This is a genomic window from Xanthomonas sp. NCPPB 1062 (assembly GCF_041481705.2).
Lineage (GTDB): Bacteria > Pseudomonadota > Gammaproteobacteria > Xanthomonadales > Xanthomonadaceae > Xanthomonas > Xanthomonas euvesicatoria.
This window is the reverse complement of the sequence record NZ_CM192987.1, coordinates 4,453,882-4,466,383: the sequence shown is the minus strand read 5'-3', so window position 1 is coordinate 4,466,383 and position 12,502 is coordinate 4,453,882. Positions and strand designations below refer to the sequence as shown.

Below are 12,502 nucleotides of genomic sequence, written 5' to 3'. Positions count from 1 at the left end.
AACTGATAGTGGTGCAAATCCCGAATCCCAAATCCCGTCTCAGGGCAGCACCAACGCGATCGCCTGCGACTTCACGCTGGCGCTGAGCGAGGGGAACGGGTCGACGTTGGTCATCACGACCAGGTCGTCGATCGACACCACGTCGCAGTTGATGCTGCTGTCGTTGACGCACAGATACGCGCCCGCGCCCACGCCCGGTTCGTAGATGGCCTTCCACACATACGTCGGGACGGCGACGTTGTCGGTGCCGATCGTCGCTGCAGTGCCGCTGTCGAATGCCGGGCCGGTCACCACGTACAACTCGCCGTGTTGCTTGGCCAGCTGACGCACCTGTTCTTCGATGTGCGCCCACTCGCCGGTGTTGAGCTTGTGGTCCTGCGGGACGACATTGGCCATGGAAAATGTTTCTTTTTCCGAACTTTCGGTCGATGCATCGCCGGCCGGCGTCATGTGCCCGCGGTCGTAGCCGGTATTGGTGTAGTCGGAACTTTTCGAGCGATCAGCGGCGGGGATGCCGGTTTCGTCGTGGAAGGAGCCGACCCGGCCGATCGCCTCGGCGCCGGCAACCTGTTGGTCGGTGAGGTGCTCGGCCGAATACACCGGGTCCTTGGTCACGCCCGAGGCCAGCAACACGTATTCGGTGTGGCAGACCTCGGTGGCGCGGGTCGTGCTGCTGCCCACGCTCGGCGGGGTGCCATTCGCGTAGAGGCTGGGACAACGGGTGGCGGCCATCGCCACGGAGGTCGTGCACAACACTGCCAGGGCCACACAACCGCGCAGGAGGAAGGACATTGCAGAGCTCGCTTGCCAAGGGAAGTGAGGAAGGTGGCAAGGCGCGATGTCCAAACGATGACCGCGCCATGTGCGGCAGATGACGGCGCGGCAGCACGCGTCAGACCAGACAGACCGCTGCCGGGCGCGGCGTGCAGCGAGCCATAGAACGCCGTCGGCATCGATGCAGATCGGATGCGAGACTCATTCTCATCTACAATGGGCGGCCGTCCTGTTTCGTGTCCAGGTCTTGATCAAGACGCTCCTGTTCCAGCTGCATTGGCTGCTCGGCATCACTGCCGGGCTGGTGCTGTCGGTAATGGGGTTGACCGGCGCGGCGATGTCGTTCGAAAACGAGATCGTGCGCATGGCCAATCCGGCCATTGCGCAACTGGCGCAACGGCATGCGGCGGGCGAGCAGCCCTTGCCGGTGGATGTGTTGCTGCAACGGCTCGATCTGGCGCCAGCCGGTGCCGGGCAGAAACAGACGGTGACGCGCCTGTTGATCGATCCCACTGGTGCGCGCCCGTCTGCCGCGCGCCTCTCCGGCAAGGGCGCGGGCCGGGTGTATTTCGACCCCTATACGGGTGAGCGGGTCGCGCCGCCGCGGCTGAGCACTGCGTTTGCCTTCATCGAAGACCTGCACCGCAATCTGACGGCCGGCAAACGCGGGCAGGCGGTCACCGGTGCGAGCGCCTTCATCTTGCTGTTCTTCTGCGCATCGGGGCTGTATCTGCGCTGGCCGCGACGGTGGTGGAGCCCGCGCACCTGGTGGGTGGTGGAATGGCGACGGCAGGGGCGCAGTTTTTTGTGGAGCCTGCACGCGGTGTTCGGCACCTGGTGCTTGCTGGTGTATTTGCTGGTCGCGCTGACCGGGCTGACCTGGTCCTACCCCTGGTATCGCGATGGCATGATGGCCTTGCTTGGCGGCCTGCCTGCGATACGCGGCGACAAAGGCGATAACCGCCCGGCCACCGTCGATCTTGCACGCGTGCAGCGCACGCTCGATGGCATTCCCGCCACGCGCAGCGCCGCCCTGGATCTGCGCATTCCCGCGCGCGCCGGGCAGCCGTTGAATGTGCGGTTCTTGCCCGACCATCCCGCTCACGATCGCGCCTACAACAGTCTTGATATCGCGCCGGACAGCGGAGCACTGCTGCAGCGCCTGGACTACGCGCTGCTGCCGCGCGGGCAGCAATTGGCGGCGAGCATGTTCCCGCTGCATTCGGGCAGTTTCTTCGGGTTGCCCGGGCGCATCGTGGTGATGCTCGCCAGCCTGGGCATGTCGGTGTTCTTCGTCACCGGCTGGATGCTGTATCTGGATCGGCGCCGCAAAAAACGCGAACTGCGCGCTGCGCGCAAAGTGTTGCAAGGCGCAGCACCGGCCTCGCAAGCGGCGCCGTGGTTGATTGCGTTTGCCAGCCAGAGCGGTTTTGCCGAGCGCCTGGCGTGGCAGGCCGCCGGGCATCTGCAGGCCGCCGGCTTGCCGGTGCAGGTGTGCTCGCTGGCGCAGCTGGATGCGCAGGCGCTACAACGCACCGGGCATGCGCTGTTTGTGATCAGCACGTTTGGCGATGGCGAGCCACCGGATGCGGCACGCGGTTTCGAGCGTGGGCTGCTGCGGCAACGCCTGCAATTGCCGCACCTGACCTACGCGGTGCTGGCGCTGGGAGACCGCCAATATGCGCAGTTCTGCGGGTTCTCGCGGCGTGTCGAACAGTGGCTGGATGCGCAAGGTGCACGCGCGCTGTTTCCTGCGGTGGAACTGGATAACGTCGACCCGCAGGCGCTGGCGCAATGGCATACGCAGCTGGGCCAGATCGCCGGTGCACCCATGCGCGTGGCGCCGCTGGCACGGCCCAAATTGACCGAATGGACCCTTTCCTCGCGCATGCATCTGAATCCGGGCAGCGAGGGGGCGCCGATCTGGCGCGTCGATCTGCAGCCGCCTGCCGATGCGCAGTGGCAGGCCGGCGACATCCTCGAAGTGCAGCCTGCGCATGCCCAAGCACAAGTGCGCGCCTGTCTGGCGGCATGGGGCCTGGCGCCGGACGCACTGGTGCACGTGGATGCGCAGCTGCTGCCATTGCAGCAGGCTGCCGCCGAGCGCGTCCTGCCCGAGCCGCCCGCAACGCCGCTTGCCCATCGCCCTGATCCGCAGACCTGGCTGGATGCATGTGCCTGGCTGCCCACACGCGATTATTCGCTCGCCAGCGTACCGGCTGACGGCACCGCGATGGTGGTGGTGCGGCTGACGACGCGTGCCGATGGCAGTCCCGGTCTGGGTTCGGGGTGGTTGATCTGCCATGCGGCGATCGGCACGCCGGTGCGCGCACGGTTGCGCACCAATCCCGGGTTTCATCGGCTCGAAACAATGCCGATGGTCTTGATCGGTAACGGCACCGGCATTGCGGGCCTGCGCGCGCTGCTACGCGAGGCCGAGTTGGCCGGCGTGCATGGGCACTGGTTGTTGTTCGGCGAACGGCATGCGGCGCACGACCGCCTGTTCGCCGACGAGCTGCAGGCCTGGCAGGCGAGCGGGCATCTGCAGCAGCTGGAGTGGGTGTTCTCGCGCGATCAACCACAAAAACGCTATGTGCAACATCACTTGCGCGACGCCGGCGACACGCTGCGACACTGGATCGACCGCGGCGCGGTCATTTACGTCTGCGGCAGTCTGGACAGCATGGCGCGCGAGGTCGATGCAACCTTGCGAGAACTGCTCGGCGACACGCGATTGGAATCGCTGACCGCGGCCGGCCGTTATCGACGCGATGTGTATTGAGCGCGGCGCTGATGGCGCCAGCCCCGCCTTACATCGGCTAGCAGAACCTGGCGAGTGAGCATTGTGCGGATGCGCAGAGCAGAGAGCCGCAGACCACCGTGGACGACGGATACGCGCCCACTCCGAGTGGCGAGCGTTCTACGTTTGCATGGCATTGGTGCAGCGTTGTGTCGGCTGACGACCTGTTGGACCCATCAACAACGCCTCGCCGGTCGAGTGTGCGCTGTCCTCGTCGCGCGCGGGACACGCCATGAACCCATTCCTGTGGTTCAACGGCGGCAGCTATGCCGCCAACGGTCCCGCAAGCGGCGCAGGCACCACGCCAGTCAGTTCGCGGGTTGTTTATCGAAGAATGAGCACGTCGCGTCGCACGGTTTGCTAGTCCCCGCATTGGAAGCGATCAGCAGCTCTGCGGCGAATGCCCAGACAACATCGTCTCGATCTGACCGATGCACCCATCCACCTCAACGGCAACTCGCATCGCCGTCGGCTGCCGGTGCCTTCATCCGGTAGATGTCCAACTGCCCTGCGCGCGGCGCACGGGCGCTGCCGGTCACCAGCAATTCGCCCGGCTTGGCGGTATCCACGACCGCGCCGAAAGTGCGCTCCTGCGGCCCGTTGAACGACAGTGGCAGCGGCAAGCCCTGGGCAAAACGACCGTCCTTGCAGATGGCCAGCAGCAACTGGCTGGGGCCATCGGTCTTCCCCCGGGCCCAGACCAATGCGCGCCCGTCGCCGAGCCAGGCTGCGTCCAGCTCGTCGGCTGCGCTATTGATGTCGACCGGGGCCACCGGCGCGGTGAACGCCTGTCCATCCCAGCGCGCGACGAACAGATCCATGCCGCCAGCACCGCCATGACCGTCGCTGGCGAACAGCAGGCGTGTGCCGTCCAGCGACAGCGTCGGTGCGCGCTCGTTGCCGGCGCTGTTGATCGCCGCGCCCAGCGATTGCACCGGGCCCACGGCGCCTTGCGTATCCACCGGTGCACGGTACAGGTCGCTGCCGCCGGCGCCGCCGGGCCGGGTGGAGGCGAACAGCAGCCAGCGGCCGTCGGCACTGAACAATGGGGTGGTCTCGTCCTGCGCGGTATTGATCGGCAGCGGCTGCGCGTCCTGCCAACGCCCGCCGCGCAGCTGCGCCTGCCACAGATCCCAGCCGCCGGTGCCACCGGCCCGGTCGCTGGCCCAAACGATGCGCTGCCCGTCCGGGCTGAGCGTGGCGCGCGCCTCGTTGGCCGGCGTGGAGACCACGCCCATGCCCTCGATGCCGAATTCAGCAAGCCCCGAAGCAGACGGGACGCAGAGTAAACTTGCCGCCAGCGTGAGCAGCGTCCATCGATAGTGCATGCGGTGTTCCTGCCTCAAGAGCGGCTCCAAGTCGCGCACAGTCTAGTCAACCAGAGAGCGTTTCATGCCCGTATCCCGTTATGCCGTGTTCGGTCACCCCGTCGCCCATTCGCTGTCGCCGGCCATCCACACCGAGTTCGGGAAGCAGACCGGCATTGCGCTGGAGTACACCGCCATCGACGCGCCGCTGGAGGATTTCAGCGCCGCGCTGCAACGCTTCGCCGATGAGGGCGGCAAGGGCGCCAACGTCACCCTGCCGTTGAAGGAAGCCGCCTATGCGCTGGCCAGCAGCCTGAGCGATCGCGCGCGGTTGGCCGGGGCGGTGAACACGTTGGTGCGCAACGACGGCCAGTGGCAGGGCGACAACACCGACGGCGCCGGCCTGGTGCGCGATCTCACCGAACGCCAGGGCCTGGATCTGCGTGGCCGCCGCGTGCTGCTGCTGGGCGCCGGTGGCGCTGCACGCGGTGTGGCGCCGGCGCTGCTGGAGGCGGGCATCACCGCAATGGTGGTGGTGAACCGCTCGCCCGAGCGCGCCGATGCCTTGTGCGATGCGCTGGGCGAGCCGGCGCGGGTGACCTCGCGTTACATCGAAGACCTGCGCGAGCTGGGCGACTTCGAACTGATCGTCAATGCCACTGCCGCCGGTCGCGACCGCGATGCCGGTGCGTTCGCATTGCCACTGGGTCTGGTCAACAGCCTGACGGCCGCGGTCGATCTGAATTACGGCGACACCGCCATTGCGTTTCTGGCCTGGGCGCGCGCGGCGCAATGCCGGTACGCCATCGATGGACTGGGCATGCTGGTGGAACAGGCTGCCGAGAGCTTCGCGCTGTGGCATGGCGTGCGCCCGGACACCGACCCGGTCTATGCCGCGCTGCGCGCGCGCGAGACCGTGCTGGTCAGTGCCGACTGACGTGGGCAGCGCCGATGCCACCGCGATCCTGCTGACCCTGGTCACTAGCCTGCTGTCGCGCGTGCCGATGCTGATTGCGGTGCTGCTCGGGCTGGCTCTGTTGTGGCGCGTACCGCATAGCCCGCTGCGGCGCGCGGGGCTGGCCGCGCTCTGGCTGCTGCTGGGCTGCCTGTTCGCCGAGGTCGCCGTCCAGGCGATTCCGATGGTGTTGCTGCAGCAAGGCAACGTGCGCCAGATCAGCGTGGTGGTCGGCATCGCCCACTTCGTGCTGATGGCCATGCAGGCCGTCGGCATCGGCGTACTGGTGTGGACGCTGGCGGCCAGCCTGCAGCGTTTGCCGGCTGGCACTGGTCCGCGCCCGTGATCCCGCTCAAAGCCATCTTGCTGGTGATCGTTGGATTGGTCTGTGCCGGGCAGGGCGTGTGGACGCTGCTGCATCCGCAGGCGCTGGCGGCGGTCAATCGCGGCGGCCTGCTGTACGAACGTTTCGGGCCCAATGGCGTCGGCGCCGGCATGCTGTTGATGGGCGTGGCCATGGCGGCCATCGGCCTGGTGTGGGCGCGCCATGCGTGGCCGGCACGCCGGCAGCGGAACTGAGCGCGCACCGATCCTGCCGACGCGTTAAAGACAGCGGCGTTTCGTGCATCGGCATTCACTGCGCCGCCTTCCGGGTCGCGCCGGCGGCGGGCGCCTGCAGGCGGCCGGTGCTGGGCCACGATCGGAGAATCGAACCATGCCCTCGGCCGCGTAGCAGTCGCACCAGCGTGGGAGTGGCCGGGTGGCCGCCGCAGGCAGGCAACCTGTTCAGCCCTGCGGCGCGCCGGTCGCAGTCACTGCGCCGGTCCGTGCGAAAATAGCGCGATGAGTGAAGTTGCCCCACCGGCCGCGCCGTCGGCGCCCGTTTCCACCCAGCGCAGCCTGACCGACCCGATCAAGGCCAGCATCCGCGACGCTTACGCCAAGCTGCAGGCCAATACGCCGGGCTTTGCCACGCGGCGCGCACAGAGCCAGATGATCGGCCTGGTCTCCCGTGCCCTGGCCACGTCCGGCGGCATCGGCATCGCCGAGGCGCCCACCGGGGTGGGCAAGAGCCTGGGCTATCTCACCGCCGGCGTGCCGATCGCACTGGCGACCAAGAAAAAACTGGTCATCAGCACCGGCACCGTGGCGCTGCAATCGCAGCTGGTGGAGCGCGACATCCCGGCCTTCCTCAAGGCCACCGGACTGGAAGCGACCGTGGCGCTGGCCAAGGGCCGTACCCGCTATCTGTGCACCCGCAATGCCGCCGAACTGGAAGGCGACACCAGTCAGAACGCCATGTTCGAAGACGAGCAGGCGCTGTACGACCGCCCGCTCAGCCCCGTCGATGCGGATCTGGCCAAACGGTTGGCCAAGGCCTACGCCGCCCGCACCTGGAATGGCGATCTGGACGATGCGCCGGAACAGATCTCCGTGCCGCTGCGCATGCGCATCACCACGCCGGCCTCCGGCTGTGCGGGGCGCCGCTGCAGCTACGCGGCGCAATGTCCGGTACTCAAGGCGCGCACCGATGTACGCGAGGCGCAGATCGTGGTCACCAACCACGCCTTGCTGCTGTCGTCGCTGTCGCTGGGCGATGCCGAAAACGGCCAGCCGCTGATCGCCCCGCCAGCGGACATGCTGCTGGTACTCGACGAAGGCCACCACATCGCCGGCGTGGCGATCGACCAGGGCGCGGCCAACCTGCCGCTGGACGAGATGGCCAGGCGCACCGGGCGCCTGCAGCTCCTCATCGCGGCCGCTTATCGCGCAGTGGACAAGGACAAGCTGGGCAACTTGCTGCCCAACGAAGCCATCGAGGTGGCTGCGCGCGTGTCCAAACTGCTCAAGGCCTTCCACGCCGAGGTCGAACGCGTGTGGAAGCCCGAGCCCGGCGAGCGCGATCCGCTGTGGCGCGCGGCCAATGGCAAGTTGCCGCCGCAGTGGGGCCCGGCCATCGAAGAGCTTGGCGAAGAAACCCGCGCACTGTTCAACTGGGTGCATGCCGCACACAGCGCCATTGCCAAGGGAAAACAGGACGATTCCGCGCGCGAACGTCTGCAGCGCAGTCTCGGCCTGGCGCTGGAGATGGCCGAGCAGCAACACAATCTGTGGAGTGGCTGGCGCCGCGAAGACAAGGAAGGTCAGCCGCCGATGGCGCGCTGGATCACCCTCTCGCGCGATGGCGACCTGATCTGCCATTGCTCGCCGGTGTCGGCCGCGCAGGTGCTGCGCACGATGATCTGGAACGAGGTGGATTCGGTGGTGATGACCTCGGCCACGCTGACCGGTGGCGGCGATTTCCAATCCTTCGCCATCGACAATGGCTTGCCCGATCACGCCGAAATGGCATCGCTGGCCTCGCCGTTCGACCTGCCCAACCAGGCCGAATTGATCGTCCCCAATTTTCCGGTCACTCCCGACGACCGCGAAGGCCATCCCAAGGAAGTGGCCAAGTATCTGGTGCGCGAACTGGATTGGAACGCCAAGGGCAGCATCGTGTTGTTCACTTCGCGCTGGAAGATGGAAAAGGTGGCCGACCTGATGCCGTTGGCGCAACGCAATCGCGTGCTGGTGCAGGGCGAAGGCAACAAGTCGCAACTGATCACCGAACATTTGCGCCGCATCGGCGCCGGCGAAGGCTCGGTATTGTTCGGCCTCAATTCCTTCGGCGAAGGCCTGGATCTGCCCGGTGAAGCCTGCACCACCGTGGTCATCACCCAAGTGCCGTTCGCCGTGCCCACCGATCCGCAAACCTCCACCTTGAGCGAATGGCTGGAAAGCCGCGGGCACAACGCCTTCAACCTGATCGCCATCCCGCATGCGTTGCGCACGCTCACCCAATTCGCCGGCCGCCTGATCCGCAGCTCCAGCGACCACGGCCGCGTGATCATCCTCGACTCGCGCCTGCTCACCCGTCGCTACGGTAAACGCATCATCGATGCCTTGCCGCCGTTCAAGCGGGTGATCGGGCGTTGAAGATCGCCTGGCGATGCCAGTGCCATCATCATCGCAATGTGCAATCTCGCGTGCGACGGTGATGGCGCAGCCGATACGGATGTAGCGCGCCGGTTCGGGTGTTGCGCGATGCAAGCCAGCGCCGCGCTGTGCAGCCACACAGGGAGCATGGCCAGTCGTACCGCATCGGCATACGCGCGATGGTGTAGCTGCAGCGTTGGAGGATCTCGTGCCGCGGCTCTGCATAATCGGCGCTGCAGACGTGGCCCAGTCCTGCATCGCGCGATGCGCAATGGGCCACTCGCGTCATCCACACTGCGCACGATCCTGCAACGCAACATTGGCTGCGCGCGATTGAAACTCAGGTCGCGCAAAAAAACGCAATGACGCACGTAGCGTTCGATAATGCGGTTATTTGCTATGTACCGCTCGCGAGTTTGGCGATGCATATCACGCAACGCAGTCATCATCATCTTCCCCTATCGAAGCGATCATAACTAACGACTTCTCACACTCCGGCCTGCTAGCGATGATTCAGCCTCCTCAAACGAGCTGACGCCATGCGCCCTGGACACCTCATGGTGCTAGCCCTGCTAGCCCCGACGTTGATCGCTCCGCCGGTCTTCGCCCAATCCGTTCTGACCCGCGACAATGGGGCCAAGGTCGGCGATAACCAGAATTCGCAGACAGCCGGTGCCACCGGCCCGACGCTGCTGCAGGACGTGCAGCTGATCCAGAAGCTGCAGCGTTTCGATCGCGAACGCATTCCCGAGCGCGTGGTGCATGCGCGCGGCACTGGCGTCAAAGGCGAGTTCACCGCCACTGCCGATCTCTCCAGCCTGACCAAGGCCAAGGTCTTCAGCGCCGGCGAAAAAACTCCGGTGTTCGTGCGCTTTTCTTCGGTAGTCCATGGCAACCATTCGCCGGAGACGCTGCGCGACCCGCATGGTTTCGCTACCAAGTTCTATACCAGCGAAGGCAATTGGGATCTGGTCGGCAACAACTTCCCCACCTTCTTCATTCGCGATGCGATCAAGTTCCCCGACATGGTGCACGCGTTCAAGCCGGACCCGCGCACCAATCTGGATGACGATTCGCGTCGCTTCGATTTCTTCTCGCACGTGCCAGAAGCCACGCGCACGCTGACCCTGCTGTACTCCAACGAGGGCACTCCGGCCGGCTATCGCTTCATGGACGGCAATGGCGTACACGCCTACAAGCTGGTCAACGCGCAGGGTGAAGTGCACTACGTCAAGTTCCATTGGAAGACGCTGCAGGGCATCAAGAACCTCGATCCCAAGCAGGTCGCCGCGGTGCAGGCCAAGGACTACAGCCACCTGACCAACGATCTGGTCGCTGCGATCAAGAAGGGTGATTACCCGAAATGGGATTTGTACGTGCAGGTGCTCAAGCCGGAAGACCTGGCCAAGTTCGATTTCGACCCGCTTGACGCCACCAAGATCTGGCCGGACGTGCCGGAGCAGAAGGTCGGCCAGATGGTGTTGAACAAGAACGTCGATAATTTCTTCCAGGAAACCGAGCAGGTGGCCATGGCGCCGGCCAATCTGGTGCCGGGTATCGAACCTTCGGAAGACCGCCTGTTGCAGGGCCGTATCTTTTCCTACGCCGACACCCAGCTGTATCGCATCGGTGCCAATGGGCTGAGCCTGCCGGTCAATCGCCCGCGTGTAGCGGTCAACAACGGCAATCAGGATGGGCAAGGCAACATCGGCCAGACCGCCAGTGGGGTGAACTACGAGCCGAGCCGCCTGGAGCCGCGTCCGCAGGACACCGCTGCGCGCTACAGCGAGCTGCCGCTGTCGGGCACCACCCAGCAGGCCAAGATCACCCGCGAGCAGAACTTCAAGCAGGCCGGCGAGTTGTATCGCTCCTACAGCAAGAAGGACCGTGCCGATCTGGTGCAGAGCTTCGGTGAGTCGCTGGCCACCACCGACCCCGAAAGCAAGCACCTGATGCTGTCGTTCCTGTACAAGGCCGACCCCGAGTACGGTACCGGCGTCACCCGCGTGGCCAAGGGCGATTTGGCGCGGGTCAAGCAGTTGGCCTCCAGCCTGCAGGACTGATCCGCCCGACGACATCGCGGCCTGCGCCGCGGTGTCGTCTTTACTTCGGGAGATCCCTATGCGCACCCTGTTGTTTCTGATGCTTGGCAGCGTGTCTGCGATTGCCAACGCTGCGTCGCCTGCATCTGCATCTGCATCTGCTGCCAGCGCAACGGCCACTGCCACTGCCACGCCTGAGCAGATCAAGCTGCAACTGCGCGAGTATTTCTTCGACGCCGCGCGTGAGGGCCGCCAGGAGATGCTGGCCGAATTCATCCGTTCGCATTACGACCTCAATACCCGTGACGAGAAGGGCTATACGGCCCTGATCCTGGCCGCATACCACGGCCAGCGGCCGGCGGTGGAGCAATTGCTGAGCGCCGGCGCCGATCCCTGTGCGCAGGACAAGCGCGGCAACACCGCACTGATGGGCGCCATCTTCAAGGGCGAGCTGGGCATCGCCAAGCGCCTGATGCAGGCCGATTGCGCGCCGGACCAGCGCAACAACGCCGGCCAGACCGCTGCGATGTATGCCGCGTTGTTCCAGCGCACCGACGTGCTCAAGGACCTCGCCGCCAAGGGCGCGGATCTCAGCCTCAAGGACGGGCAGGGCAACGATGTGACCAAGCTACAACGCGGCGAATTTGCCACCGTGCCGGCGCGCTGAGCGCGCCAGTCTTGCCTGCCAGGCGCGCCCCTGACAGCGTGCCGCATCGGCCGCGATGCGTCCGTGGTTGCGCTTCACTCACTAGAAGCAACGGGCGGCTGCTCGTGGCCAACGGCCGTGCAGCAGGTTGTAGTCACACGCGCTCTTGTCGCAACGCCCCGGCTCTCGCGAAGACGCCACGCTTGTGGGTGCACGCCGCGCCCCCCGGTCGCTGCATATCCTCCAGCTCTTGCTGCACCTGCCATGTCGACGGCGTCGATCGGGATCGCCGCATCCATTGCAGCACTCAGAACCGCTGTCTGGTACCCCCAAACTGCGCCTTGCAGCGCCGTCGGTTTTCCGCCACGGCCGCGCTGGATCTCTGACAGTGGCGGTGAAATCTTCGCCATTGCGTCAGGATTTTTCTGACGCGCAAACCCTTGTGCGCCAAGGCTTTGACAGAAAACTGAGTACTTGCTGACTTGCTTTAAATCGCCTGGAAAAAATCGCAGAAAACAGTTCAAGAAAGCGCCGGGAACGCCGATGCTGCAGCTATCGCATCGCACCTTGGAACCCCCGGACCATGAAGCTCGATCCCTCCATTCCCTTCCTGATGTCGCTGCTGGCCATGGTGCTGTGCACTGCCGCTGCCGTGGTTGCGCTGGTGTTCGGCCAGGTGCATGTGCTGGCCAAGTCGTGGAGCTTCTACACGGTCATGGGCACTGCCCTGATCACGCTGGTTGCCTCCTACCATGCACTGGGCAAGCCGCTGAGCGCCGAAGAGCGTGTCGGTGTCCGTAACCCGTAAGTTCCGGGTTCGTCCGGGCGCAGCGGTCACCGCGGCACCGGACCTGGAAAGCTCCGCTCGTCACTGACGATGCAAGGCGTTCGCCGCAGAGGCGAACGCAGACAGGCACCGCGCATCCTGCAGCGCTGCCTCCGTTACCGCCCGCACTTGGCGAGCGAGGGAAACTAAAACAGCGTCAACGCGATCTTCGG

10 protein-coding genes are annotated in these 12,502 nt (G+C 65.5%); 8 read left to right on the top strand and 2 right to left on the bottom strand.

All coding sequences use genetic code 11. The features are described from left to right. Positions 1–39: 39 nt before the first annotated feature. Positions 40–792, bottom strand: a complete 753-nt coding sequence (locus ACCQ16_RS19225; RefSeq protein WP_029820651.1) for a DNA/RNA non-specific endonuclease — start codon at positions 790–792, stop codon at positions 40–42. 229 nt (positions 793–1,021) lie between these two features. Here ACCQ16_RS19225 and ACCQ16_RS19220 point away from each other — a divergent pair, with 229 nt between their 5' ends. Further along, a complete protein-coding gene (locus ACCQ16_RS19220) occupies positions 1,022–3,556 on the top strand; it encodes a PepSY domain-containing protein (protein ID WP_277573274.1) in 2,535 nt (844 codons plus the stop codon). A gap of 464 nt (positions 3,557–4,020) precedes the next feature. Here the strand turns inward: ACCQ16_RS19220 and ACCQ16_RS19215 are convergent, their stop codons facing one another. Further along, complete coding sequence (locus ACCQ16_RS19215; protein ID WP_277573275.1) at positions 4,021–4,902, bottom strand: TolB family protein; 882 nt, start codon at positions 4,900–4,902, stop codon at positions 4,021–4,023. A 64-nt stretch (positions 4,903–4,966) separates the two neighbouring features. On the opposite strand from ACCQ16_RS19215, the gene aroE reads away from it, so the two are divergent. The 7 genes from aroE to ACCQ16_RS19180 all read left to right on the top strand — a co-directional run bounded on the left by aroE (position 4,967) and on the right by ACCQ16_RS19180 (position 12,311). Further along, positions 4,967–5,818, top strand: coding sequence for a shikimate dehydrogenase (gene aroE, locus ACCQ16_RS19210; protein ID WP_008576472.1), 852 nt, complete (start codon positions 4,967–4,969; stop codon positions 5,816–5,818). Continuing rightward, the gene (locus ACCQ16_RS19205; protein ID WP_014091345.1) at positions 5,808–6,182 is read left to right on the top strand and encodes a hypothetical protein; all 375 of its coding nucleotides are present in this window, start codon (positions 5,808–5,810) and stop codon (positions 6,180–6,182) included. Before aroE ends, ACCQ16_RS19205 begins: the two co-directional genes overlap by 11 nt. Continuing rightward, positions 6,179–6,415: a hypothetical protein gene (locus tag ACCQ16_RS19200; protein WP_008576468.1), complete on the top strand. Its 237-nt coding sequence runs from the start codon at positions 6,179–6,181 to the stop codon at positions 6,413–6,415. Before ACCQ16_RS19205 ends, ACCQ16_RS19200 begins: the two co-directional genes overlap by 4 nt. Positions 6,416–6,679: 264 nt before the next feature. Next, entirely contained in the window at positions 6,680–8,815 is a 2,136-nt protein-coding gene (gene dinG / locus ACCQ16_RS19195; protein ID WP_057681239.1) for an ATP-dependent DNA helicase DinG, read from the top strand. Positions 8,816–9,372: 557 nt separating this feature from the next. Further along, the gene (gene katB / locus ACCQ16_RS19190; protein ID WP_277573299.1) at positions 9,373–10,878 is read left to right on the top strand and encodes a catalase KatB; all 1,506 of its coding nucleotides are present in this window, start codon (positions 9,373–9,375) and stop codon (positions 10,876–10,878) included. 58 nt (positions 10,879–10,936) lie between these two features. Beyond that, positions 10,937–11,524 carry an ankyrin repeat domain-containing protein gene (locus ACCQ16_RS19185; RefSeq protein WP_011348925.1) on the top strand — a complete coding sequence of 196 codons (588 nt, stop codon included), beginning with the start codon at positions 10,937–10,939 and terminating at the stop codon, positions 11,522–11,524. A gap of 562 nt (positions 11,525–12,086) precedes the next feature. Next, positions 12,087–12,311, top strand: a complete 225-nt coding sequence (locus ACCQ16_RS19180) for a hypothetical protein (RefSeq protein ID WP_008576462.1) — start codon at positions 12,087–12,089, stop codon at positions 12,309–12,311. Positions 12,312–12,502 lie beyond the last annotated feature (191 nt).